Origin of the sequence: Thiorhodococcus minor (assembly GCF_010820565.1) — a bacterium.
Lineage (GTDB): Bacteria > Pseudomonadota > Gammaproteobacteria > Chromatiales > Chromatiaceae > Thiorhodococcus > Thiorhodococcus minor.
This window is the reverse complement of record NZ_JAAIJQ010000005.1, coordinates 17,790-42,190: the sequence shown is the minus strand read 5'-3', so window position 1 is coordinate 42,190 and position 24,401 is coordinate 17,790. Positions and strand designations below refer to the sequence as shown.

Here is a 24,401-nt window from a genome sequence, read left to right as displayed (position 1 = left end):
CCGGTCAGGGTGCGTAGGAAAGCGGGCCGCCCGGCCCGAGCGGCCAGCCGGCCATCACCCAGACGCCGAGCAGCAGGGCCCACACCGGGGCGAAGACGAGCGTATAGGGCAGCATGAGCGCGACCAGCGTCCCAATGCCAGCGTCCGGCCGATAACGCTGGATGAAGGCCAAGATGATGACCAGGTAGGGATTGAAGGGGGTAATGCCGTTGGTGACGGAGTCGCCGACCCGATAGGCGGCCTGGGTCAGCTCCGGGCTGATGCCCGCCTGCATGAACATGGGCACGAAGACGGGCGCGAAGAAGGCGTACTTGGCCGAGGCCGAGCCCATGATGAGGTTGGCGACCATCACCAGCGCGATGAAGGCCAGCACCAGGCCTGTCGCCGGCAGCGCCAGGGACGCCAGCCAGCCGCCCCCCGCGATCGCGAGCATCTCCCCGAGGCGGGAATGGCTGAAGCAGGCGATGAACTGGGCCGCAAAGAAGGCCAGCACGATGTAGGGTCCCATGGTGCGCATCGTCTCGCCCATCATGGCGACCGAGTCGCGGTCGTTGCGGATGGTGCCGGCACCCATCCCGTAGGCGAGGCCAAGGCTCAGGAACACCACCAGCAGCAGCGGAACCAGCGCCTCCATCCAGCGCGGGAAGTGCTCGCCCAGCCCGGCCAGCGGCGCACCCGGCACCAGGACCGCCAGCAGCACGACCATACCCAGGGCCAGCAGGGTCAGCCCGGCGAAGCGCAGCCCCCGGTCTTCGGCGCCATGCTCCGCCGCGGCCGGCAAGGACTCGAAGCCAGGCCGCGGCCGCGCCAGCCGGGGCTCGACCAGCCAGAGGGTCACCGCCGTGCCCACGGCGGTCAGCACCAGCGTGGAGACCGCCATGAAGAGCCAGTTGGCGCTGATGGCAACGCGATAGCCGGGATCCATGAGCGCCGCACCCGCCGTGGAAAGGCCTGCGAGCAATGGGTCCAGACCTGTGATAAAGAGATTGGCCGAAAAGCCGCAGGTTACGCCGGCCGTCACCGCCGCAATCCCCGCAAGCGGCGAGCGGCCGGCCGCCAGGAAGAGTGCCGCGGCGAGCGGCGGCAGCACCACATAGCCGGCATCCAGCGCCAGCGAGGAGAGCACGCCGACGAGCACGGTCGCGGGGACCAGGAGCTTGGCCGGCGAGGCCTCCAGCAAGCGCCGCAAGACGACCGGCAGCAGGCCCGAGCGCTCGGCCACGCCGATGCCGAGCAGACCGACCAGCACCAGGCCCAGCGGCGGGAAGCCGACGAAGTTGTCGACCAGGGTCGACAGCAGCCACCAGATCCCGTCACTGTCGAGCAGGCTCACCGGCGTGATGGTCTCGACGACCGGCTGCCCGTCGCGCTGCACCAGGCGCTCGACCTGCCAGCCCAGCCAGACGGCGAGCTGGGAGATCAGCATCAGCGCGCCCGTGCCGGCAAGAAAGAGCGTCGCAGGATCCGGGAAACGGTTGCCCGCCGCTTCCAGTCGGTCGAGCCAGCCCGAGCGCTCAGTCATGAGGCCGCCCCAAGGACCTTCGGCAAAGGCCCGTCAGCATTGCGATATCCATCTAGCCCCTCTCGTCAACGGCTCTTCAAGCGGCTGGCCTGAGTCTTCCCAAGGCTGGCTAGATCGTCGATGCGAGCTGCGCGAGCACAGACCCGTCGGAGCTGTCTCCCGCGGCCTCACGCTCATCCCAATCCGCCTTGACGATCAGGATCTGCGGCAGGATCTCGCAGAAGCACTCGAGCAGGCGCGGCTCGAAATGGCTGCCGCTGCTCTCGCGCATGGTCGCGAGCGCGCGCTCCACCGACCAAGCCTCCTTGTAGGGACGCTTCATGGTGAGGGCATCGAAGACGTCGGCGATGGCGACGATACGCGCGCATTCCGGGATCGCCGTGCCCAGGAGACCATCCGGATAGCCGCTGCCATCCCATTTCTCGTGATGGTGCAGGGCGATCTCGGCGGCCAGTTTGAACACTGGGGCATCGCTCTTGGAAAGGATCCCGTGCCCGATCCGGGCATGCTCCTTCATGACCGTCCACTCTCGGGCGTCGAGCTTGCCCGGCTTGCGCAGGATCTCTCCGGGGATCCCGATCTTTCCCATGTCGTGCATCGGCGCGGCGTAATAGAGCTCGTCGCAAGCCGCGGGATTCCACCCGATCGAGCGGGCCACCTCGCGCGCGTAGGCGCCCATTCTCCAGATGTGCATGCCGGTATCCGTGTCGTTGAAGTGGCCGGCCGTGCCGAGCATGGCGAGCGCATCGCGGTAGCTCTGCTCAAGCCGGGAGGTTTGGACGAGCGACAGATGTGTCTCGACCCGCGCCTGCACGATCGGCGCCGACAGCGGCTTGACGATGTAGTCGACGGCCCCGGCCGCGAAGCCCGCGGCCTCGTCACCGACCTCGGAGAGCGCGGTGACGAAGATCACCGGGATCGCCGCCGTTTGCGGGTCGGCCTTCAAGGCGCGGCAAACCGCATAGCCATCCATGTCCGGCATCTGAATATCCAGCAGGATGAGCGCGGGCCAGCACTTGGTGGCTGCGGCGAGCGCCTCCGTGCCGCTGCGGGCGAAGACGAGACGGTGATGCGCGGCGAGGATCTGGCGCATCAGCGCCAGGTTCTGCGGGTCGTCGTCAACGATGAGCAAGGGATCTGAGGACATGGCGGCCCCTTCAGCGTCAATCCTGTAGCTCGACTTGGAGCTCGGCCGCTAGCGCATGCACGGCCGCGGCTCCGGCGGATGAATCGAAATCCTCGGCCGCTTGAAGCGCCGATGCAACCTCCTCTGCCGAAAGGTAGCTGGTCAGGTCCTCCAAAGGCGCGATGGCCGCAACGGGATCGAACGCCTCGAAGGCGAGGAGCGCCCGCCGCAGCAGGGGTGCAGCCTGCTCGGCCGTCTGGGCAGTCGAGACAGGTCTTGGCGCGGCTTGTGCGGACGCGGACAGCGACGTATCGACTGCCGGCGCGAAACGGGCAACGGAGTCGAAGGCGGTCGCGAGCGCGGCCTGAAGTGCGGCCACCAGCCGCTCGACCTCCGAATGCTCGCGAGCGCCCGAGCGAAGGGCTCGGTCCAAGTCGGCGGCGCGGCTGGAAACTTCATCGAGCCCGAGATTGCCCGCAGTGCCCTTGAGCTTGTGCGCCAGCTGTTGCGCGGCCGCGGGCTCGGCCGCGGCGATCGCGCGCCCGACATCGCCATTGAGCTCGACGAAACGGCGTAGCGAGCGCCGATAGGCGTCGAAATCTCGCCAGATCGCCAATCCCTGCTCGATCGCCAGCCCCGGCAGCTTGCCCTCGGCCGGGCGACCCACCGCGGAACTGCTCGCCGCAGCGCCCGCCGTCGTCTCGAACGCCGATGCCCTTGCCAGCGCCGCCTCCGACACCGCCTCGGGGCGAGGCCCCTCGTTTGCGGTCTCCGTTTCGGTCTCTTTGCCAGCATCCTCGGGGCCATCGCCGCGAGCACCGCCTTGTGGCGCAGCGAGCCCTTGGATCGAGGCGACCGCCTCAGGCACATCGAAGGGCTTGGCGAGGAAGGCGTCCATCCCCGAGGCCAAGGCGATCTCCTCTTGCTCGCCCACGGCGTCCGCGGTCAAGGCCACGATGGGAATCCGGGCGATCCCGGGAAGCTCCCGGATCAGGCGGGCTGCCGCATGGCCGTCCATGACCGGCATATGCACGTCCATGAGGACGACGTCCGCGCCATGCGGATGGCTGACGAGCCAATCGACCGCCTCGCGTCCGTCCTTCGCCAGATGGACCTCGGCGCCCTCCCCGGCAAAGATGAGCTCGGCCACTTCGCGATTGATCTCGCTGTCATCGACGACCAAGAGTCGGATGCCGCTGAGATGGCGCGCGTCGGCGGCGGATCGATCCGCCGCCGGCTCCTCCAGCCGACCTCTGCATGCGGCCACCACGGCATCATAGAGCGGCGAAGGTGCCAGCGGCTTGGCCAATATCCCATCGAGCGCCGCGACGCTGCCCAGTTTTTCGACCTCTTCGAGCGGATGCGCGGTGAAGAGAAAGATCAGAGGCACCGAGGATACAGGTAGGGCGTCTCGAATCAGCCTTGCGGTCTCGAGCCCGTCCAGCTCGGCCATCTGCCAATCGAGCAGCACAACGGCGTTGCCCCCTTGCAAGGCATCTTCCCGCAGCACGGTGTGCAAGGCCTCGTCACCAGACGCGACCGGCCAGGCCGACCAGCCCAGGGCCTCTACCGTGGCGACCGCGGCCTCCCGAGCCACGAGATTGTCGTCCGCGATCAAGACGCTCATCTTGGGTGCTTGGAGCAGCTCGGCGGTCATGGGCTTCGCGAGGTCGAAGGTCAGCTCGACCCAGAAGGTGCTGCCCTTGCCGGGGCTGCTCTCCAGCCCCAAGCGTCCTCCCATCAGCTCCGCCAGCCGCCGGGAGATGACCAGACCCAGGCCCGACCCGCCGTAGCGGCGTGTCGTGGAGGCGTCCGCTTGGGTGAATGGCTCGAACAAGCGGGCCTGGGTCCGCGGATCGATACCGACCCCAGTGTCGCGGACCGTGAAACGCAGCTGCACCTGGGAGGACGTCTGGCGCGTCTGGTCGACCCGCACCTCGACCATGCCCGCGGGCGTGAACTTGATGGCGTTGCTCGTGAGGTTGATGAGGATCTGACTGAGTCTGAGGGGATCTCCCAGCAAGACCGCCTCCAGACCCTCGGGCGGTCGAATCGCCAGGTCGAGCGACTTGCCCGCCGCGCTGGTGCGCATGATGGTGGCTAGATTGTCGAGCACCTCACCGAGCCGAAAAGGGACGCGCTCGATGTCCAGGCGCCCGGACTCGATCTTGGAGAAATCCAGGACGTCATTGATGATGCCGAGCAAGCTGCGACTGGACCGCGTGATCTTGCGCGCCAGATCCTGCGCCTGCGCCGGAAGCGGCTGGCGCTCCAGGAGATAGGCCAGGCCCAGCACGGCGTTCATCGGGGTACGGATCTCATGGCTCGTATTGGCCAGGAACTCGCCCTTCGCCTGCGCCAGACGCTCGGCCTCGGCACGGGCCTTCCTGAGCGCCGCGGTGCGCTCAGCGACCACTTCTTCGAGGTGATGACGGTAGCGCTCCAGCTCCGTCTCGGCCTGTCTGGCCCGCGTCATGTCGCGCCCGATGCCGAGCACGCCGATGACCGTCCCGGCTGCGTCGTACACAGGCGTCTTGATGATCTCCACCAGCTCCTTGTGGCCATCGCGCTTGAAGGTGATCTCCCGCTCGTCGACGTGAGGGCCGCCCGCCGCGATGGCCGCCAAGTCATTGGCCCGGAAGAGATCGGCTTGATCGCGGTCGACGAAGTCATCATCCGTCTTACCGACGATCTCCGACTCAGTCGCGCCGAAGAAGGCCTCGAAGCGTGCATTGCAAGTCAGGTAAGCGCCCTGAAGATCCTTCATCCACACCAGATCGGGAATGCTGCTCACGAGCGTGCGAAGCTGCTCTCGGCTTTCCTGCAGGGCGATCTCCGCCAAACGCTTCTCCGTCACGTCTCGGTCCAGGCCCCGATAGCCCAATAACTGGCCATCGAAGCCAAACATGGGCATGCCCGTGGTATGGATGTGGATGAGACGACCGTCCTTGTGCCGATTGATGTTCTCGAGGTCCCTGAAGGGCTTGCGCAGGGCGATGATGGTGCCAAAGCGAGCCGCCACCCGCTCGGCCTCTTTCGGAGGCATCAGATCGAAGGGCGTGCGACCTAGCACTTCCTCTGGGGTGTAGCCGAGGACGTCATGCACCCCCTCGGACACATAGGTGTAGCGGCCATGGGCATCGACTTCCCAAACCCAGTCCGCGGAGGCGTCCACGATGTCCTGGAACCGCCGCTGGCTCTCGCGCAGCGCGATCTCGGCCTCTTTGCGGGCGGTGATCTCCTCGGCGAAGGTGACGATACCCCCGACCTCTCCGTCCGCCGCATACCATGGGCGGACCTCCCAGCGCTGCCATTGCATGCGGCCGTCGACCCGCTCGAACCAGTCCTCCTCTGCACGCAGGGTCTCGCCCGCCAAGCCGCGCCGATGTGCCTCCCGCCACCGCTTGGGGATCTCAGGGAAGATCTCGTAGTGAGAACGGCCGATGAGATCCTGGTCGCCGAGACCGAAGTCCTCGCGCCAGCGATGGCTGACGGCCACGTAGCGCATCTCGCGGTCGAACATGGCAAGCGCGGCGGGGGCGTGGTCGATGAAGAGCCTCAGACGCTCCTCGCTCTCACGCAGCGCCGCCTCGGCGTGACGTCGCTCCGTGGTGTCCGTGGCCTGGATCACGTACCAGCGCACGGCACCTTTCGCGTCGCGGATTGCCGTGGTCGTCGCGTCCGCCATGCGCACCTGGCCATCGCGCATCTGGTAGACGTCTTGGGTTCGCAGGGTGCCTTCGGTCTCGGCCGCCTCGGCGAGGCGCTGCGGCCAGATCCGCCGCCACTCAGGTAAGTCTCGCCAGGCTGGCGAGTCCCAAAAGTAGCGACCGACATAGTCCTCGCGCGCGCACCCCTGAACCCGCAGCACCAGGTCGTTGATATCGATGACGCGCCCCTCGGGCGTGAGGATGGCCATGAATTGGAACTGCTGATCGAAGGCCGAGCGGAAGCGCTCCTCGCTCTCAGCATTGGTGCGAATCGCAGATTCCACCAGGGCGCCGTACATGAGCCAAAAGGCGAGAACCTTGAGTAGAAGGCCGATAACCTCGGAGTGGTCGTAGACGCTCAGGGAGGAGGTGAAGGCCAGCTCCGACATCATGGTCAGGGCGATGGCGACTTGAATCGGCCCGGCCACGTCCGGCCTCAGCTCCGCGCGGCGCACATGGAGATGCAGCAGGGCGAGGCCGAGCAGCGCCACGATGACGTACTCGCTATAGATCTTGAAGGGCGTCAGACCCTGCCCTTCGACGAAGGCGTCGGGAAAGCGACCGCTCAGGATCCACAGAAACACCAATAGGCCGCAGGTGCTCATTGCCAGCAGCAGCGGCAATCGCCTGATGGGGAGGCCCAGCGTCAGCGGGGCGACGAGAAAAAGCAGGGCTTGGAGATAGCGGGCGCCGAGCCGAAACTGCGTGGGCAGATTTGCACCGCCCGCCCCCGGGTAGAGATACATCCCCTTGTAGACCAGCGCGTGAACCAGCTCGAGCAGCCCCAGACAAAAGAGGCCGGTGGCGAGAAACAGCAGGAAGTTGTCCCGCGAGAACGGATGCGTATTCCAGGCGATGGTGAAGGCGCTGGTCGCGATAACGATCGGAATCAGCTCCGCTAGCAGATGGAAGAGCGGGAGACTGAAGAAGCTCAGCGGCACGAGCAGCAGCACAGCCAGCAATGGGACGAGCAGGCGCCCGCCGCGAAGCGGCATCAAGGCCGCCGCCAGCTGTTCATTGGGCTTCATATCTGCGAAAAGATCCTCCGCGAAGAACGAGCGTCAGCGCGCTACTGAATAGCTCCGATCGCTATGGCTCCAGTCGCTATGGCTCCAGTCGCTATGGCTCCGGAGGCGCCCGATTCGGCCTTGATCGTCAGCTGGACCGGCAGGGTGGACGAGCAAGAGAGACTGTGAGAGTAATCCAAGCGCACCGCGAAGATCGCAGATTGGTGTAGGTTGGGCCGACGCAGGAGGCCCAACAATCGAAGCGTTAGGCTAGCCGCCATGTTGGGCTTCGTACCTCAGCCCAACCTACGCAGAATTTCTTCACAGTCTCGAGAGCGAAGTCCACCGAATCCCGCGCCGGCGTTGGTGGACTGCGCTGCCCTTGCCCGTCTCACAAGGGGAGTCCGGGCCAATCGATGAGCGAGGCCCCAGCTTCCAAGGGTCAGTCCGCCAGAGCGGCGCTCAGGGTCGCGCCAAGCGGAATCCATCCCTCGCTCCCTGTGAAGCCGGATTCCCTCGAAGCAGTGTAGACGACGACCCGGACGGACTCGGCGCCGACAGTCCTTGCAGTCATCCACTCCCAGTCACCACCGCCAACAAACACCGACAATAGACCCTAGCTCGGCTCCTGGCTCCGGCGCCAATTTTACCGATAAGCGGCGATGAGGCGGCTCGCCACGCAAACGACTCAGCGCAAGTGCATGTCCGGCAAGACCAATGCCGCATGAACGGCTACCCAAACCCTGAGTCGCGCACCTCCAGAGGATCACAGCAGCTCCCCTACCACGAACCTATAATTTCAATGGAGACAAGACGTTCGTCAGAAACGGCAATTCGCCGACGTCGAAGAAAGGCCTTGATCGTCAGTGGGGCCTGTAGGGTGGACCGCGAGAGCGCAGTCCACCGAATCCCGCGCCGGCGCTGGTGGACTGAGCTGCGCTTGTCCACCCACAGCCGAAGGTCGGGCCAGTCGATGATCGACGCCCGAAGATATGTCAGACGCAAGCCGTCCCATAAAGCGATTCACTGAAATCGCAGGTGGTGCCTTATGAAGACGAGGATCTTGGTGGCCAATGCGGCACGTGCCCGCGTGCTCGAGATGTCCCGCAAGCATGGCCCCGTGAAGGAGATCCGCGACCTGGTCAACCCGGATGAGCGACTCCACGGCAGAGACCTCATCAGCGACAAGCCAGGACGCGCATTCGACAAGATTGGCTCGAACCGCCATCCGATGCGCACGGCGACGGGTCCGAAGGAGCAGCTGGCGGTGCGCTTCGCCAAGCGCGTCATGGGTACGCTGGAGACCGATCTGCAGAAACAGCGCTTCGACCGGCTGTGTCTCGTGGCCCCGCCACACTTTCTCGGCCTGCTCCGCAAACAGATGAGCGGCGCGCTCGGCCGGAGCGTCGAGGCCGCGCTGACCAAGGACCTTACGCGCGAAGACGCGCTAAGGGTACGCGCGCAAGTGGCGCCTCTGCTCTAGGCAGCAGGATCCGATAGCCGCTTCCGAGGAAGGCATCACCATGACCAGCCTGAGCGAAGAAGAGCTGCGGCGGCTGGCCATGGATGCTCTGACCGGCTTCGGGCCCGAGATCGATCCTGAGAGCCTCGACCGAGAGGGCAACTTGCGTCACCAGCTCGAGCTGGACTCGGCGGGCCACACGGACTTTGCGCTCAGCCTGAAGCGCGCAGCTCAGATCTGCGGCCCCGAGCAGGGCGATCCGCGCCTGTCCTGGCTGAGCGACTGCTTGCCCTCTCTCGCCGGGCGACGCGACCGTCCGACGCATTGACCTGCCTCCCCCTGCCTTGTCTCTCTTCGTCGATTCCGGATGAGATTGGCAGCCCATTGTTATGGAGCAGTCGGGGCGCGCCTGACTCCATAGACACCCCGGGCCGCGTGACCTAGCCTAAATTCTAGAGGACAAGCACATCGATGGCCCGATGGCGGGGGGCAAGAATGACCTGGCAGACGGTCCACAAGACGGCACGGCCAGACTGGCCGGCACCGAATCTCGACGACTACGAAACGGCCGACGCGGGCTTCTCCTGGCAGCGTGCACGCGCCGCCTTGACGGGGCTGCCGGGCGGCGGGCTGAACATCGCCTTCGAGGCGGTCGACCGCCACCTGGACGACGGCCTCGCCGATAAGGTCGCCATCCGCTGGCTCGGCAAGGACCTGACCCAGCGGGACATCCGCTATCGCGAGCTGGCCGCCCTGACCAGCAACTTCGCCCATCTGCTGGAGCGCCTCGGCGTCGCCCCTGGCGAGCGGGTCTTCAGCCTGCTCGGGCGCGTCCCCGAGCTCTATGTCGCCGCGCTGGGAACGCTCAAGGCGGGGCGGGTCTTCTCGCCGCTATTCTCGGCCTTCGGACCCGAGCCGATCAAGGCGCGCATGACGATCGGCGACGCCCGGGTGCTGGTGACGACGGTGTCCTACTACCGCCGCAAAGTCGCGCCTTGGCGCGATCGGCTGCCGGGGCTCACGCATGTCCTGCTGACCGACGCCAACGCCAGCGATCTCCCCGAAGGCACCCTCTCCTTCGCCGAGGCATTGGCCGATTGTCGCGACAGCGGCGGCCTGGTCGAGACCCAGCCCGAGGAGATGGCGCTGCTGCACTTCACCAGCGGCACCACAGGTCTGCCCAAGGGCGCCATCCATGTCCACGAGGCCGTCGTCGTCCACCGGCTGACCGGCCACTACGCGCTCGACCTGCATCCGGACGACATCTACTGGTGCACCGCCGACCCCGGCTGGGTGACCGGCACCAGCTACGGGATGATCGCGCCCCTCGTGATCGGCGCGACCATGATCGTCGACGAGGCCGAGCTGGATCCAGAGCGTTGGCTCGGCATCCTGCAGGATCAGCAGGTCAATGTCTGGTACACAGCCCCGACCGCCATCCGCATGCTGATGAAGCTCGCAAGCGCCGAGGAACGCGGCATCTTCGCGGACTACGACCTCTCGCACCTGAGATTCTTGGCGAGCGTCGGCGAGCCGCTCAATCCCGAGGGCGTGGTCTGGGGACAGGACGTCATCGGCCTGCCCTTCCACGACAACTGGTGGCAGACGGAGACGGGCGGCATCATGATCGCCAACTACCGCAGTCAGCCCATCAAGCCGGGCTCCATGGGCCGCCCCCTGCCCGGCATCGAAGCGGCCGTTGTCCAGGTCGACCCAAAGACCGAAACGGTCAGCCCCATCGAGTCCCCCAACATCCCCGGCCAGCTCGCCCTGCGTCCGGGCTGGCCCTCGATGTTCCGCGGCTATCTGAACGAGCCCGAGCGCTACCGGAAGTGCTTCGTCGACGGCTGGTACCTGAGCGGCGACCTGGCCGAGCGCGACGCCGACGGTTATTTCTGGTTCCTGGGCCGCGCCGACGACATGATCAAGTCCGCCGGCCACCTGATCGGCCCCTTCGAGGTCGAGAGCGCCTTGATGGAGCACGAGGCGGTCGCCGAGGCCGCCGCCATCGGCATCCCCGAGCCCACCGCCGGCGAGATCGTCAAGGCGCTGGTCGCCCTGAAGCCCGGCTTCACCCCGGACGAGGCCCTGCGCAGATCGCTGCTCGGCCATGCCCGCAAGCGTCTGGGTCCAGCCGTGGCGCCGCGCGAGATCGACTTCCGCGCCAACCTGCCGAAGACGCGCAGCGGCAAGATCATGCGCCGCCTGCTAAGGGCGCGCGAGCTGGGGCTGCCCGAGGGCGACATCTCGACCCTGGAGAGTGACGAGCGATGAGCGATACCCACACCTCTGCCGGCGGCAAGCTCCACCTGAACCGGGACCATGCCCTTCACCTGCTGCGCGAGATGCTGCGCATCCGCCGCTTCGAGGAGCGCTGCGCCGAGCTCTACACCCAGGAGAAAATCCGCGGCTTCCTGCACCTCTATGTCGGCGAGGAGGCCATCGCCGTGGGCGTCATGCAGTGTCTCGCGCCTGAGGATGCGGTGGTCGCGACCTACCGCGAGCATGGGCACGCGCTGGCCCGCGGCATCGACATGAAGACCCTCATGGCCGAGATGTACGGCAAGCAGGAGGGCGTCAGCCGTGGGCGCGGCGGCTCCATGCACGTCTTCGATGCCGCGACACGCCTCTACGGCGGCAATGCCATCGTCGGCGGCGGTCTGCCGTTGGCGGTAGGGCTGGCGCTCGCCGACAAGATGCAAGGCCGCGCGCGCGTGACCAGCTGCTTCTTCGGCGAGGGCGCGGTCGCCGAGGGCGCCTTCCACGAGAGCCTGAACCTGGCCGCGCTCTGGCGCCTGCCGGTGCTCTTCATCTGCGAGAACAACCTCTACGCCATGGGCACGGCCTTGGAGCGCTCCGAGTCCGAGACCGAGATCTTCCACAAGGCCGCCTCCTACAAGGTGCCAGCCGTCTCGCTCGACGGCATGGACGTCATCGCCATCGAGGCCACGACGCGGCAGGCGGTCGCTGCCATCCGCGCCGGCGAGGGGCCTCAGTTCCTGGAGTGCCGCACCTACCGCTTCCGCGCCCATTCCATGTTCGACGCCCAGCTCTACCGCGACAAGGCGGAGGTGGAGGCCTGGAAGCGGAAGGGGCCGCTGCTGCGCTTCCGCCACTGGCTGGAAGAGACGCACATGCTGGACGCGGCCGAGGCCGAGCGCATCGAATCCGAGGTCGAGGACGAGCTGGCGGCGGCCGTCGCCTTCGCCGAATCGGGCACCTGGGAGCCGGTCGAGGACCTGCTCCGCGACGTCCATACGGAGCAGCCGGCATGAGCGCCGAGATGATCCAGACCAGCTACCGCGAGGCCCTCCGCGAGGGCATCCGCGATGCCCTCAAGCGCGACGCGCGCGTCTTCCTCATGGGCGAGGACGTCGGCCGCTACGGCGGCTGCTACGCCGTGAGCAAGGGGCTCTATGACGAATTCGGCCCGGAGCGCATCCGCGACACCCCGCTGTCCGAGTGCGGCTTCACCGGGGCCGGCATCGGCGCCGCCATGGGCGGGATGCGGCCCATCGTGGAGATCATGACGGTCAACTTCAGCCTCCTGGCGCTGGACCAGATCGTCAACAACGCCGCGACCCTGCGGCATATGTCGGGTGGCCAGTTCAATATCCCGCTGGTGATCCGCATGGCCTGCGGCGCGGGCAAGCAGCTCGCCGCCCAGCACTCGCACAGCCTGGAGGGCTGGTACGCGCACATCCCCGGCATCAAGGTCCTGGCCCCGGCGACCCTGGAGGACGCGCGTGGCATGCTCTGGACCGCGCTGGAGGATCCGGACCCGGTCGTCATCTTCGAGCACGTCATGCTCTATAACCGCACGGGCCAGCTCGCCGCCGATGCCGGACCTGTGCCCATTGAGGGCGCCGCGGTGCGCCTTGAGGGGACAGACCTCAGCCTGGTCACCTATGGCGGCTGTCTGTTCAAGACGCTGGAGGCCGCCGGGCAGTTGGCGGCGGAGGACATCTCGGCCGAGGTGATCGATCTGCGCTGCCTGCGCCCGCTCGACGATGCGACCCTCATGACCTCGGTCGCCAAGACCCATCGCGCTGTCATCATTTCCGAGGAATGGCGCTCGGGCAGCCTCGCCGCCGAGGTCAGCGCCCGCATCATGGAGCAGGCGTTCTGGGATCTGGATGCCCCGGTCGGCCGCCTCTGCACCGCCGAGGTACCCATCCCCTATCCCAAGCACCTCGAGGACGCCGCACTGCCGCAGGTGTCAGCCATCGTCGACGCGGCCAAGGCGGTGCTCAACCGATGAGCGACCTCTACCGCATGCCCTCGCTGGGCTCCGACATGGAGTCCGCCACCCTGATCGAATGGTGCAAGCAGCCCGGGGAGCGGCTGGCGAAGGACGATGTCATCGCCGTGGTCGAGACCCAAAAGGGCGCCATCGAGATCGAGGTCTTCCACGACGCCGTGATGGGCAAGCCGCTGATCGAGGTCGGCGAGACGGTGCCGGTCGGCGCGGCCATGGCCGAGCTGGAAGGCATCGGCGACGGGATCGAGCAGGCGCCGTCCCCGCCGGTCGAGCCCCCTGCACCCTCGGGACGACGACGCGCCTCACCGGCGGCCCGGCGTCTGGCTGAAGCGCGGGGGATCGGCCTAGAGAGGCTGCGGGGCAGCGGACCCGAGGGCGCGATCAGGTTGGAGGACGTGCAGCGGGCTGTCCAAGCTCAGGCCCCGAAGGCGCCCCTGCCGCCAGACTCCAAGGGAACAGGTCTCGGCATGGCCGCCATGCGCCAGGCCATCGCGGCCGCGATGAGCCGTTCCAAGCGCGAGATCCCGCACTACTACCTCAGCCATGACATCGATCTGACCAGGGCGACCCAGTGGCTCGGCGCGCACAACGCCGAGCTGCCGCCGGATCGGCGCATCCTCATGGCTGCGCTCTTCATCAAGGCGGTCGCCCTGACACTGCGCAAATTCCCCGAGCTGAACGGCTTCGACCGCGACGGCCAATTCGAGCCATCCAAGGCGATCCACGTCGGCAGCGCCACGGCCATCCGCGGCGGCGGACTGGTGGCGCCCGCCATCCACGATGCGGACCAGTTGGAGCTCGGGCCGCTGATGGACAAGCTGCGCGACCTGGTCGCACGGGTGCGCCGCGGCGGGCTGCGCGCCTCCGAGCTGTCCGACCCGACGGTGACCGTCTCCAGCCTCGGCGAGCGCGGCGTCGACCGACTCTATGGCGTCATCTACCCGCCGCAGGTCGCCATCGTCGGCTTCGGCACGCCTGAGCTCCGGCCCCGGGTCGTCGAGGGCGAGATCACGCCCCGCACCCTGGTCACCGCAACCCTCGCCGCCGATCACAGACACAGTGACGGCCACCGCGGCGGCCTCTTTCTCGCCAAGCTGGCCGCGCGCCTGCAGGAGCCAGAGACACTATGAGCATTCAAGAGATGACTCGGGAAGCGGTTGCAGCCGCTGTGCTGGAGGAGCTGACGAATGTCGCCCCGGACCTGGCGGGAGAAGACATCCCCGAAGACGCCGACCTGCGCGACGAATTCGACCTCGACTCGATGGACTTCCTGAACTGGATCACCGCGCTCCACAACCGCTTCGGCATCGACATCCCAGAGCTGGACTACCCGAAGCTGAGCACCATCGGGAAGGCCGCGGACTATTTGGGGCGTGGATGAGCGATTCAGGTTCGTCGGCGAGGCGCCATTCCCCTCGCCGAGCATATCCGAGCATGCCACCACCTCGGCAGGGTTGGAGAGATTCAGGAGCAGTGCGGGATCGCCAAGGAGGAGGCGGAGAAGCGAGTGGACCAGTGGACCAGCGCTCACAGCTGATCACCGCGGCATCGGATCGCGACGATTCACGAGGGGCGGCGGCGCCCCTTCTCGACGACGCTTGATACAACACTGAGGACTTCACCATGGATCTCACCAGTCTCGCCATCTTTCTCTTCATCGGGGCCGTCGCCGGCTGGCTCGCCGGACTCCTGATGCGCGGCGGCGGCTTCGGCCTGCTCGGCAATATCGTCGTCGGCATCATCGGCGCCGTCATTGGTGGCTTCGCCTTCGGATTTCTGGGCATTGCCGCCTCCGGGCTGATCGGCTCCATCATCACCGCCACCGTGGGTGCTGCGTTGCTGCTGCTCGTGATCGGTCTCGTCAAAAAAGCCGCTTGACGGCATCCAGGTCCGACTCGGCGGCGCGCGGAGCAGAAGTACGCCGCGCGCCTGCCTCCCAGCTCATTCCCACGCTCCGCGTGGGCATGCAGTCAGCGACGCTCGGCGTCGTCGCGCCATCCCCCAAAGGCACCAGCCTCGTAATCCGGGACGCAGAGCGTCCAGAGCACACTTCCACGCGGAGCATGGAAGCGAGACAGACATCGGGAACCATTTCGGCCCGCATGACGCGCGGATCAGCCGTATCCTTCGCACAGTCGCAGAGGCGAAACGCAAGACCTGACACCGGCCCCCCACCGGCCCCCACGTGACACCGGCCCCCAGCGCCGATTGCCCTCCATGGGTCAACCACCTAGACTTAGTCCATCGACTTAACCAGGTTGGAGTGGTGATGATGAGCCTGACCGTGAATGTCCATGAGGCCAAGACGCATTTCTCCCGCCTGCTGGAGCAGGCCCATGCCGGTCAAGAGATCATCCTGGCCAAGGCCGGCAAGCCCTATGCGCGGCTGATGCCGCTGGCGCCGACCTCCGGTCAGCGCCGCCCTGGCCGTTTACCGGGTCGCTTGAGCGACGCCTTCTTCGAGCCGCTTCCCGACGAGGAGCTGGCGGCCTGGGAAGAGGGCGCATGAGGGTTCTGCTCGACACGCACGCCTTTCTCTGGTGGGTCACCGATGACCCACGCCTATCCGCCGCCGCGCGGGCGGCGATCGGCGACGAGGCCAACGGCGTGCTGGTCAGCGCGGCCAGCGCCTGGGAGATCGCCACCAAGCATCGTCTGGGCAAGCTCGGCGAGGCGGGCGGAGCTGTCGCGCGCTTCGCCGAATTGGTCACCGCAGACGGCTTCGAGCATCTGGCCGTCAGCTATCTGCACGCACTCAAGGCGGGGAGCTATCAGAGCGCACATCGCGATCCCTTCGACCGAATGCTCGCGGCGCAAAGCGCCCTAGAAGGGCTCCCACTGGTGACGCGTGATCCCGCATTCGCGGACTTCGGCACCAAGACGCTGTGGTGATCCGCATCATCCGTCAGATGTCCATCCGTGGGGGTAGAGTAGAGAGCAGGCATCCCGTACCCGTAGACCCGGCCTCTCTGTTTCCGTCCCTTTCGTTTGGCGGTGCCTCAACAGCCGAATCATAGGCACGGGATACCAGCCCTGCCTCATCGGTAGGGTCGAGGACTGACGCGCCGACGGTAGGGTCCGGTGGTACCTCCAGCACTTTCGCACTGGCCCTCAGTCCGGCTCCCGCGCAAACGCCCAAACGCCAGGTGTCAAGTCTTGCCTTTTGCCTGTTCCGAGCCAAGCTTTGCCAATAGCTCGCCCTCTCAGGCTTGAAATTCCCGGGGCTCTGTACGACACCATCTCGCGCGGTCAAGCGCGCGAGGAAATCTATCGGGGTGACGGGGACCGCCGAATGTTCCTCGCACAGCGATCATCGTCCAGAAAGAGACCTACCTGAAGGCGTTGGCACGTTACATCGTCCTCGACACTGTACGGGTACGGATGCTCGACCGACCCCTGGTTTGGCCATGGAGCAGCTACTCGGTGACGACGGGGTGATGCAGCCTGTCCGAATTGGCTGCATCGGGATTGGTTGTTATCGGCCTTCGGCTCGACTGAAGCGGCTGCCCTGGACCGCTATCGGCGCTTCGTCGCCAAGGGCATCGGCCAGCCCGGCCCCTGGGGGCAGTTGAAGCAGCAGGTCTTTCTTGGATCCGACGCCTTTGTTGGCGAGCTCAGCCAGCGAGTCCCGAAGGACCGGGATTTAAGCGAAGCCCCCCTCGCGCCGCGTCACCCACCCGCCAAGCCGCTGGTCGAGTACGTCAGCCTCTACCCCGATCGAGACCAAGCCATTGCAGCCTACGCCAGCGGCGGGTGCACCCTGAAAGACATCGGGGATCATTTTGGTCTGCATTACGCGCGGATCAGCCGGATCGTTCGCGCAGCCGAAGAGGCAAAGACCTGACACTGTCGCCGGAAGAGGCAAAAGGCAAGACCTGACACTGTCGCCCTGTCGCCTGGTACAGCCTGCCATAGCCAGAAGGCACCCTGCCTCACAAGACAATGGTGTGCCCCGCATAGAGCGCGTCGATCTCGGTCTTGTACCGCCGCAGCACCTCCTCCCGCTTCACCTTCATGGTCGGCGTCAGCAGGCCATCGTCGATGGTCCAGGGCGTCGACAGCAACTGGACCCGGCGGATCTGGGCATGGGCCGGGAAGTCGCGCAGCAGCTCCGCAAGTCGCCTGATGACAGCCCGCTTCGCGACCTGCGTCTGGAGCGATCGCGGCTGCCGGGGGTCGAGTGACAGCAGCTGCGCAAAGGCCTTCCACGCCTCAGGCTCCAGCACCAGGAGCGCGGTCACGAAGGGCTTGCCCTCGCCCACCACCAAGGCCTGCTCGAAGAGCGGATCGGCTGAGATGGTCTGCTCCAGGTCGCCGGCGGCGATCTTCTCCCCGGACGACATCACCAGAATGTCCTTGATGCGCCCGCGGATGTAGATCCGTCCTTGCCTGATCTCGGCGACATCTCCGGTATGCAGCCAGCCGTCCGCGTCGATGGCCCGCGCGGTATCCTCCGGCCGCCCCCAGTATCCCAGCATCACGCCAGGGGTGCGCGCCAGCAGCTCGCCGCTGGCCCCGAGGCGCACCTCGGCGCCTGGGATGGGGAGACCCGCCGAGCCCGGCACATTGTCCTCGATACGGTTGCCGGCGATGGTCGGGGCAGCCTCGGTCAGACCATAGCCCTCCAATAGGGTGAGCCCGAGCCCAACGAAGCAGCGTGCGACTGGCTCGGAGAGCGGCGCGGCACCGCTGATCGCGATCCGCAGGCGTCCGCCCACCCGGGCGAGGACCTTGTCGGCGACCAGAGGCCTCAAGAGTCGCCACAGCATCCGGTCCGAGAATCCGATGGGATCGCCCCGCCCCTGCTGGGCGAGAAAACGGCGCCAACCGATGTCGACGGCCGTGCGGAAGAGCGCCCTTGCGATCGGCCCCTCTTGGGCGAGCTTGGCCTGGATGCGCGCATAGGCCTTCTCGTAGACGCGCGGCACCGAGATCAGGGCCGTCGGCCGGATGGTCATGAGGTCGTCGGCCAGGGTCTGCAGCGAGCGCGCATAGGCGACGCTGCTGCCGGCCATCATCGGAAAGTAGTAGCCGACGGTGCGCTCGAAGGCATGGGACAGCGGCAGGAAGGAGAGCAGGGTGTCATCGTGGTAGGTCCGCACCGTCTCGAGCTGCGACGCGGCATTCCAGAGGATATTGCGGTGGGACAGCATCACGCCCTTGGGGCGGCCGGTCGTACCCGAGGTGTAGACCAGGGTCGCGAGGTCATTCGGATCCGCGTCATGGCCGGCAGGCACAGGACCCTCTCGGTCCAGCCAATCCGCGGCACAGACGAAGGCTGGCGGGGCTTCGAAGCCTGCGTCTTTGCCGCTGGCGTCTTCGAGGCAAACGACTTGCCGCAGCTCGGGGAAGGTCGATCGCCAGGACGACAGGGCCCGCCACTGATTCAGGGTCCCGACCAAGAGCACCAGGCTGCCGGAATCGCCCAGGATGTAGGCGGCATTTCCAGGGCTGTCGTTCGGATAGAGCGGAACCACGACCAGCCCAAGCGCTAAGGCCGCCTGCTCGTAGCATACCCAGTCGATACAGTTGCGCAGCTGAGCCGCGACGCGCGCGCCGGGCGCCAAGCCCAGGCCAGCGAGCGCCCGCTGCCAACGGCCGACACGCTCCGCCATCTGGCGCCAGGTGAGGCTTCGCCACTGGCCGCTTGGCTCGTCGAGCTGTCGGTAGGCGGTGAGTTCCGGGGTGCGGGCGACCCGCTCGCGAAAGAGCCCAGGCAGGGTTCCGGCCGTCGCGACCTGGATCAGGTCAGGCTTGCGCTCTGGCTGCGTCTTCATCTTGGCCCCTCCCAAGAGGTCAGGGCGCTGAGTCATCTCGCGGGCGGAGAGGCCGCAAGACGACCTGCGTCTCTATCTGATTTGCGTCTCTATCTAGAGTATCGGTCAGGCTGGATGCGGCGGCCAGCTCCGGTCTTCTTTGAGTGAGCTCGAGCTGAGTGCCGGGTCGCCCGCGAGCGGGCTCCTACTCGCTCGCGCCTTCGTAGGAGCCCGCTTGCGGGCGATGTCCTCCACCATGTGCGCCCGATGGGATCGGCGTCGGGGCCCGATTCGACGGAAGATGGCGTCCAGACCGGCTCTGCTCATGCTGAAAGATTCGCTCTGTTCGGGGAGGCATCGAGGAGACTAGGCGATTACCCGGAGGCTTCGCACCAAAGGGGCTTGGATGCGCCTCATCAGGCGGGCCTTGCGCCCTTGGGAGCGCGCCTGCATTGGCCGGCGCTTTTGCGATCGTGAGATACTAATGGGCTTCGGCCAAATCGCAGCAAAAGAGCACCATGAGCCAGTCTCGCAACATCCTCGTCACCAGCGCCCTCCCCTACGCCAACGGCCCCATCCACATCGGCCACCTCGTCGAGTACATCCAGACGGACATCTGGGCGCGGTTTCAGAAGATGCGGGGACACAACTGCTGGTACGTGTGCGCGGACGATGCGCACGGCACGCCGATCATGCTGCGCGCCAGGCAGGAGGGGATCTCGCCGGAAGAGCTGATCGCGCGCGTGGCGGAGGAGCATCAGGCGGACTTCGCGGCCTTCCGCGTCGGCTTCGACAATTACCATTCCACGCATTCGGACGAGAACCGCCACTTCTCGGAGCTGATCTACACACGCAATCGTGACAAGGGTCATATCACGAAGCGGACGATCACCCAGGCCTATGATCCGGTCGAGCAGATGTTCCTGCCAGACCGCTTCATCAAGGGCGAATGCCCCAAATGCGGCGCCGCGGATCAGTACGGGGACAACTGCGAGGCCTGCGGGGCCAGCTACTCGCCGGCCGACCTGAAGAATCCCCGCTCGGCGGTCTCGGGCGCCGTCCCGGAGCAGCGCGATTCGGACCACTACTTCTTCCGCCTCGGCGACTTCGAGCAGATGCTCAAGGCGTGGACGCGCGGCGGCGGGCTCCAGAAGGAGGTCGCCAACAAGCTCGACGAGTGGTTCGACGCCGGCCTGCAGGAGTGGGACATCTCACGCGACGCGCCCTACTTCGGCTTCGAGATCCCGGACCATCCCGGCAAGTTCTTCTACGTCTGGCTCGATGCGCCCATCGGCTACATGGCGAGCTTCAAGAACCTCTGCGACCGGACCGAGGGGCTGGCGTTCGACGACTTCTGGGGCCAGGACTCCACGGCGGAGCTCTACCACTTCATCGGCAAGGACATCATCTACTTCCACGCCCTCTTCTTCCCGGCGATGCTGCACGGGGCGGACTTCCGCACGCCCAGCGCCATCTTCGCCCACGGCTTCCTCACCGTGGACGGGCAGAAGATGTCGAAATCGCGCTGCACCTTCATCAAGGCGCGCACCTATCTGGATCACCTCAACCCGGAGTATCTGCGCTACTACTTCGCGGCCAAGCTCGGGCCGGGCGTGGACGACATCGACCTCAGCCTGGAGGACTTCACGGCGCGCGTGAACGCGGACCTGGTCGGCAAGGTCGTGAACATCGCCAGCCGCTGCGCCGGCTTCATCAACAAACGCTTCGGCGGGCGGCTGTCGGCCTCGGTCGCGGAGCCCGCGCTCTTGGACAGCTTCGCCCAGGCCGGCGACGCCATCGCGGAGGCCTACGAGCGGCGCGAATTCGGCCGGGCCGTGCGGGAGATCATGGCCCTCGCCGATCGCGCCAATCAGTACATCGACGAGAAGGCGCCCTGGGTCATCGCCAAGCAAGCCGGACAGGATGCGGAGCTGCAGGACGTCTGCTCCATGGGCATCAACCTCTTCCGTGTCCTCATCGGCTACCTCAGGCCGATCCTGCCAGGCACGGCAGCGGACGCCGAGACCTTCCTGCGCGTCGAGCCCCTGAGCTGGGAGGCGCTGGCCACCCCATTGGTCGACCATGAAATCGCGCCCTTCAAGCCGCTGATGACGCGGATCGACCCCAAGCAGATCCAGGCGATGCTGGAGGCATCCAAGGAAGACCTCAGCGCCGCTGCAGCAACAGCGTCGAGCGCGCCGGCGCCCGGCCCGCACCTGCAGCGCGACCCGATCGCCGAGACCGTCGACTTCGACACCTTCGCCAAGACCGATCTGCGCGTCGCCCTCATCCGGGACGCCAAGTACGTCGAGGGTGCGGATAAGCTGCTGCAGCTGACGCTGGATCTGGGCGGCGAGACGCGCAACGTCTTCGCCGGCATTCGCTCGGCCTACGAGCCCGATGCCCTGGTCGGGCGAATGACGGTCATGGTCGCCAATCTCGCGCCGAGGAAGATGCGCTTCGGCGTGTCCGAGGGCATGGTGCTGGCCGCCGGGCCTGGCGGTAAAGACCTCTTCATCCTCAGCCCGGACTCGGGAGCAGAGCCAGGCATGAAGGTGAAATAGGGCGCAGCCCAGCCGCTGGCTGGTCGACCCGACGACGCCTATTGCGGCAACGCAACCGAAATACCTAGAATAACCCTACGGTATTTCGGTTGTAGACCTCAACCGCGCATCGTATGCTTCCGCGCCTTGTGCTCACGCGGCCTTTGACGCGGGCACTTTGGTCCCTGCTCTCTGATTCCTCGATCGCATGACTGAATACGCCCTCATCCTGGTCGGCACGGTGCTGGTCAACAACTTCGTGCTCGTCAAGTTTCTCGGACTCTGTCCCTTCATGGGCGTGTCCAAGAAGCTCGAGACCGCCACCGGCATGGGGCTGGCAACCACCTTTGTGATGACCCTGTCGTCTGTGATCTCCTGGGTGGTCAATCAGTACGTGCTCGAGCCCTTGGATATCGGCTACCTGCGGACGATCTCCTTCATCCTGGTCATCGCCGCCGTAGTGCAGTTCACCGAAACGGTCATGCACAAGACCAGCCCGATGCTCTACCAACTGCTCGGCATCTTCCTGCCCCTGATCACGACCAACTGCGCCGTGCTCGGCGTCGCCCTGCTCAATCAGCAGGCACACCACACCTTGCTGGAGTCTGCGCTCTACGGCTTCGGGGCCGCGATCGGCTTCTCCCTGGTGCTCGCCCTCTTTGCGGCGATTCGCGAGCGCGTCGCCGTGGCGGACGTGCCCGAGCCCTTTCAAGGCAGTGCGATCGCGCTCATCACCGCCGGACTCATGTCGCTGGCCTTCATGGGCTTCGCCGGCCTGGTCCCGAGCTGAGGTCGCCACGCCATGCTCGCTGCCATCCTCACCATTGCCGGTCTCGCCGCCTTCTTCGGCATCCTGCTGGGCTACTCGGCCATCCGCTTCAGGGTCGAGGGCGACCCCATCGCCGACCAGATCGATCAGCTCCTGCCGCAAACCCAGTGCGGGCAATGCGGCCACCCCGGCTGCCGCCCCTACGCCGAGGCCGTCGCCCGCGGCGAGGACGACATCAATAAATGCACCCCGGGGGGCGAGGCGACGATGCTGGCCCTCGCCGACCTGCTCGGGCATGAGCCAGTCGGCCTCGACGCCGAAGAGAAGGAGCCGGCAGTGGCGCGGATCGACCCCACGGCCTGCATCGGCTGCACGCTCTGCCTGCAAAGCTGTCCGGTAGACGCCATCATCGGCGCGGCCAAGCAGCTTCACGGCATCCTCGAGGCGGAGTGCACGGGCTGCGAGCTTTGCCTGCCGCCCTGCCCGGTCCAGTGCATCAGCATGGTCCCCATCGCGGAGGACATCGGACGTTGGCGCTGGCCCTACCCGAGCAGGCTGCCCAAGGGCAATGACGCCATGGCCGAAGCGGCGTAACAGGGCCTGGAACATGCCGATCGCACACTTGCTCTCCAACAAGCGACGTCTGTGGAAATTCCACGGCGGCATTCATGTGCCCGATGAGAAGGCGCTCTCCAACGCCTGCGCCATCGAGTCCATACCCCTGCCCGAGCGCCTGGTCATTCCGCTGCAGCAGCATATCGGCGCGCCCGCCCGCCCCTTGATCAAGGCCGGCGACCGGGTCTTGAAGGGGCAGATGATCGCCGCGCCCAGCGGCTTCATCAGCGCGCCCGTGCATGCCTCCAGCTCGGGGACCGTCGTCGCGATCGAGCCTCGCCCGATCGCCCACCCCTCGGGCCTGTCCGGCGTCTGCGCCATCATCGAGCCCGACGGCGCGGACACCTGGGCCGAGCTGCCGCCCCCCCTCCCCGACTACCCGCAGCTGGATCCCGAGCAGGTCCGCGAGCGCATTCGCTGGGCCGGCGTGGTCGGCATGGGCGGGGCCGCCTTCCCCTCAGCCGTCAAGCTCTCGCCCGCCATCGAGCGCAACATTCAAACGCTCGTGATCAACGGGGCCGAATGCGAGCCCTACATCACCTGCGACGATCGCCTCATGCGCGAGCGCGCCCCGCACATCTTGGAGGGCGTGCGCATCATGCACCACCTCTTAGGCGTGGCCGAGGTGCTGATCGGGATCGAGGACAACAAGCCCCAGGCCATCGCGGCGATGCAGCAGGCGCTCGCGGACACCGACATGCAGGCCTATACCCATGTCGTGTCGATCCCCACGCTCTATCCGAGCGGCGGCGAGAAGCAGCTGATTCACATTCTGACCGGCAAGGAGGTGCCCACCAACGGCATCCCGGCCCAGATCGGCATCGTCTGTCAGAATGTCGGCACCGCCGCGGCCGTGGCGGACGCCGTCCTGGTCGGTCGGCCCCTGATCTCGCGCGTCATCACGGTGACTGGACGCGCAATCGAGCAGCCACGCAACCTCGAGGTCCCGGTCGGCACGACCACCGAGGATCTGATCGCCTACTGCGGCGGCTACCAAGAGCCCCCACGCAAGCTGGTTTGCGGCGGCCCCATGATGGGCTTCGAGCTCAAGCAGCCCAGCGTACCCGTCACCAAATCGACCAACTGCCTGCTGGCCCTGACGGCCGCGGAGAGCCCAGACCCAGGGCCGTCTCTGGCCTGCATCCGCTGCGGCCGCTGCGCCGAGGCCTGCCCGGCGAAGCTGCTGCCGCAGCAAATGTATTGGTATGCCCGCTCCAAGGACTTGGACCGCATCCAGGACTACAACCTCTTCGACTGCATCGAATGCGGCTGCTGCGCCCAGGTCTGCCCCAGCCACATCCCCCTGGTGCAGTACTACCGCTACGCCAAGACGGAGATCTGGGCACGCGAGCAGGAGCGCAAGAAATCGGAGCTGGCCCGCGCACGCCACGCGGCCAAGCAGGCACGCCTCGAGCGCCAGGAGAAGGAGCGCCAGGCGCGGCTGCGTCAGCAAAAGGCGGCTCTGGAGGCCAAGAAGCCGGGCGACGGGGAAGGCGCGGATCCGAAGAAGGCCGCCATCGAGGCGGCCCGGCAGCGCGCCGCCGCCAAGAAGGCGGCCGCGCAGACCGAAGGCCCCTAAGCGGACCGGGCGCGTACCGAAATCACATCCGCAGGACGACTTGACCAGGCA

At 66.5% G+C, this 24,401-nt stretch carries 19 protein-coding genes; 15 read left to right on the top strand and 4 right to left on the bottom strand.

Features of this window, described 5'->3' with window-relative positions; all coding sequences use genetic code 11:
- Positions 1–4: 4 nt before the first annotated feature.
- The 3 genes from G3446_RS02635 to G3446_RS02625 all read right to left on the bottom strand — a co-directional run bounded on the left by G3446_RS02635 (position 5) and on the right by G3446_RS02625 (position 7,386).
- Positions 5–1,522 (bottom strand): AbgT family transporter, encoded by a 1,518-nt coding sequence (locus G3446_RS02635; RefSeq protein ID WP_164450848.1) that lies wholly within the window; start codon positions 1,520–1,522, stop codon positions 5–7.
- 109 nt (positions 1,523–1,631) lie between these two features.
- The gene (locus G3446_RS02630) at positions 1,632–2,669 is read right to left on the bottom strand and encodes a response regulator (protein ID WP_164450847.1); all 1,038 of its coding nucleotides are present in this window, start codon (positions 2,667–2,669) and stop codon (positions 1,632–1,634) included.
- 16 nt (positions 2,670–2,685) lie between these two features.
- Positions 2,686–7,386, bottom strand: a complete 4,701-nt coding sequence (locus tag G3446_RS02625; protein ID WP_164450846.1) for a PAS domain S-box protein — start codon at positions 7,384–7,386, stop codon at positions 2,686–2,688.
- Between the two features lie 1,027 nt (positions 7,387–8,413).
- Between G3446_RS02625 and G3446_RS02620 the strand changes: the two genes are divergently transcribed.
- The 11 genes from G3446_RS02620 to G3446_RS27920 all read left to right on the top strand — a co-directional run bounded on the left by G3446_RS02620 (position 8,414) and on the right by G3446_RS27920 (position 16,932).
- Positions 8,414–8,848 carry a host attachment protein gene (locus tag G3446_RS02620; RefSeq protein ID WP_164450845.1) on the top strand — a complete coding sequence of 145 codons (435 nt, stop codon included), beginning with the start codon at positions 8,414–8,416 and terminating at the stop codon, positions 8,846–8,848.
- Positions 8,849–8,888: 40 nt separating this feature from the next.
- Complete coding sequence (locus tag G3446_RS02615; protein ID WP_164450844.1) at positions 8,889–9,155, top strand: hypothetical protein; 267 nt, start codon at positions 8,889–8,891, stop codon at positions 9,153–9,155.
- A 167-nt stretch (positions 9,156–9,322) separates the two neighbouring features.
- Entirely contained in the window at positions 9,323–11,101 is a 1,779-nt protein-coding gene (gene acsA / locus G3446_RS02610; protein WP_164450843.1) for an acetate--CoA ligase, read from the top strand.
- Complete coding sequence (gene pdhA / locus G3446_RS02605) at positions 11,098–12,102, top strand: pyruvate dehydrogenase (acetyl-transferring) E1 component subunit alpha (protein ID WP_164450842.1); 1,005 nt, start codon at positions 11,098–11,100, stop codon at positions 12,100–12,102. The genes acsA and pdhA overlap by 4 nt, the downstream gene beginning before the upstream one ends.
- Entirely contained in the window at positions 12,099–13,088 is a 990-nt protein-coding gene (locus G3446_RS02600; protein WP_209262232.1) for an alpha-ketoacid dehydrogenase subunit beta, read from the top strand. Before pdhA ends, G3446_RS02600 begins: the two co-directional genes overlap by 4 nt.
- Positions 13,085–14,218: a dihydrolipoamide acetyltransferase family protein gene (locus G3446_RS02595; protein ID WP_164450841.1), complete on the top strand. Its 1,134-nt coding sequence runs from the start codon at positions 13,085–13,087 to the stop codon at positions 14,216–14,218. The genes G3446_RS02600 and G3446_RS02595 overlap by 4 nt, the downstream gene beginning before the upstream one ends.
- Positions 14,215–14,469 (top strand): acyl carrier protein, encoded by a 255-nt coding sequence (locus tag G3446_RS02590; RefSeq protein WP_209262231.1) that lies wholly within the window; start codon positions 14,215–14,217, stop codon positions 14,467–14,469. Before G3446_RS02595 ends, G3446_RS02590 begins: the two co-directional genes overlap by 4 nt.
- A 242-nt stretch (positions 14,470–14,711) precedes the next feature.
- Positions 14,712–14,966: a GlsB/YeaQ/YmgE family stress response membrane protein gene (locus G3446_RS02585; RefSeq protein ID WP_164450840.1), complete on the top strand. Its 255-nt coding sequence runs from the start codon at positions 14,712–14,714 to the stop codon at positions 14,964–14,966.
- Positions 14,967–15,360: 394 nt separating this feature from the next.
- The gene (locus G3446_RS02580) at positions 15,361–15,597 is read left to right on the top strand and encodes a type II toxin-antitoxin system Phd/YefM family antitoxin (protein ID WP_164450923.1); all 237 of its coding nucleotides are present in this window, start codon (positions 15,361–15,363) and stop codon (positions 15,595–15,597) included.
- A complete protein-coding gene (locus G3446_RS02575) occupies positions 15,594–15,980 on the top strand; it encodes a type II toxin-antitoxin system VapC family toxin (protein ID WP_164450839.1) in 387 nt (128 codons plus the stop codon). The genes G3446_RS02580 and G3446_RS02575 overlap by 4 nt, the downstream gene beginning before the upstream one ends.
- Before the next feature lie 580 nt (positions 15,981–16,560).
- Positions 16,561–16,932, top strand: coding sequence for a hypothetical protein (locus tag G3446_RS27920; RefSeq protein WP_245232259.1), 372 nt, complete (start codon positions 16,561–16,563; stop codon positions 16,930–16,932).
- 88 nt (positions 16,933–17,020) lie between these two features.
- Here the strand turns inward: G3446_RS27920 and G3446_RS02565 are convergent, their stop codons facing one another.
- On the bottom strand, positions 17,021–18,865 hold the full coding sequence (locus tag G3446_RS02565; RefSeq protein ID WP_164450838.1) for an AMP-dependent synthetase/ligase: 1,845 nt from the start codon (positions 18,863–18,865) through the stop codon (positions 17,021–17,023).
- Positions 18,866–19,362: 497 nt separating this feature from the next.
- Between G3446_RS02565 and metG the strand changes: the two genes are divergently transcribed.
- The 4 genes from metG (at position 19,363) to rsxC (ending at position 24,350) form a co-directional block, all read left to right on the top strand.
- Entirely contained in the window at positions 19,363–21,408 is a 2,046-nt protein-coding gene (gene metG, locus G3446_RS02560) for a methionine--tRNA ligase (protein ID WP_164450837.1), read from the top strand.
- A gap of 187 nt (positions 21,409–21,595) precedes the next feature.
- Positions 21,596–22,177 carry an electron transport complex subunit RsxA gene (gene rsxA / locus G3446_RS02555; RefSeq protein WP_164450836.1) on the top strand — a complete coding sequence of 194 codons (582 nt, stop codon included), beginning with the start codon at positions 21,596–21,598 and terminating at the stop codon, positions 22,175–22,177.
- Positions 22,178–22,189: 12 nt separating this feature from the next.
- Positions 22,190–22,750, top strand: a complete 561-nt coding sequence (rsxB, locus tag G3446_RS02550) for an electron transport complex subunit RsxB (protein WP_164450835.1) — start codon at positions 22,190–22,192, stop codon at positions 22,748–22,750.
- A 13-nt stretch (positions 22,751–22,763) separates the two neighbouring features.
- Positions 22,764–24,350: an electron transport complex subunit RsxC gene (rsxC, locus tag G3446_RS02545; RefSeq protein ID WP_164450834.1), complete on the top strand. Its 1,587-nt coding sequence runs from the start codon at positions 22,764–22,766 to the stop codon at positions 24,348–24,350.
- Positions 24,351–24,401: the final 51 nt, after the last annotated feature.

Bases quoted from the DNA above. Each gene is read 5' to 3' on its own strand.
- G3446_RS02635 (WP_164450848.1), bottom strand. From the start codon at position 1,522: ATGACTGAGCGCTCGGGCTGGCTCGACCGACTGGAAGCGGCGGGCAAC.
- G3446_RS02630 (WP_164450847.1), bottom strand. From the start codon at position 2,669: ATGTCCTCAGATCCCTTGCTCATCGTTGACGACGACCCGCAGAACCTG.
- G3446_RS02625 (WP_164450846.1), bottom strand. From the start codon at position 7,386: ATGAAGCCCAATGAACAGCTGGCGGCGGCCTTGATGCCGCTTCGCGGC.
- G3446_RS02620 (WP_164450845.1), top strand. From the start codon at position 8,414: ATGAAGACGAGGATCTTGGTGGCCAATGCGGCACGTGCCCGCGTGCTC.
- G3446_RS02615 (WP_164450844.1), top strand. From the start codon at position 8,889: ATGACCAGCCTGAGCGAAGAAGAGCTGCGGCGGCTGGCCATGGATGCT.
- acsA (WP_164450843.1), top strand. From the start codon at position 9,323: ATGACCTGGCAGACGGTCCACAAGACGGCACGGCCAGACTGGCCGGCA.
- pdhA (WP_164450842.1), top strand. From the start codon at position 11,098: ATGAGCGATACCCACACCTCTGCCGGCGGCAAGCTCCACCTGAACCGG.
- G3446_RS02600 (WP_209262232.1), top strand. From the start codon at position 12,099: ATGAGCGCCGAGATGATCCAGACCAGCTACCGCGAGGCCCTCCGCGAG.
- G3446_RS02595 (WP_164450841.1), top strand. From the start codon at position 13,085: ATGAGCGACCTCTACCGCATGCCCTCGCTGGGCTCCGACATGGAGTCC.
- G3446_RS02590 (WP_209262231.1), top strand. From the start codon at position 14,215: ATGAGCATTCAAGAGATGACTCGGGAAGCGGTTGCAGCCGCTGTGCTG.
- G3446_RS02585 (WP_164450840.1), top strand. From the start codon at position 14,712: ATGGATCTCACCAGTCTCGCCATCTTTCTCTTCATCGGGGCCGTCGCC.
- G3446_RS02580 (WP_164450923.1), top strand. From the start codon at position 15,361: ATGAGCCTGACCGTGAATGTCCATGAGGCCAAGACGCATTTCTCCCGC.
- G3446_RS02575 (WP_164450839.1), top strand. From the start codon at position 15,594: ATGAGGGTTCTGCTCGACACGCACGCCTTTCTCTGGTGGGTCACCGAT.
- G3446_RS02565 (WP_164450838.1), bottom strand. From the start codon at position 18,865: ATGAAGACGCAGCCAGAGCGCAAGCCTGACCTGATCCAGGTCGCGACG.
- metG (WP_164450837.1), top strand. From the start codon at position 19,363: ATGAGCCAGTCTCGCAACATCCTCGTCACCAGCGCCCTCCCCTACGCC.
- rsxA (WP_164450836.1), top strand. From the start codon at position 21,596: ATGACTGAATACGCCCTCATCCTGGTCGGCACGGTGCTGGTCAACAAC.
- rsxB (WP_164450835.1), top strand. From the start codon at position 22,190: ATGCTCGCTGCCATCCTCACCATTGCCGGTCTCGCCGCCTTCTTCGGC.
- rsxC (WP_164450834.1), top strand. From the start codon at position 22,764: ATGCCGATCGCACACTTGCTCTCCAACAAGCGACGTCTGTGGAAATTC.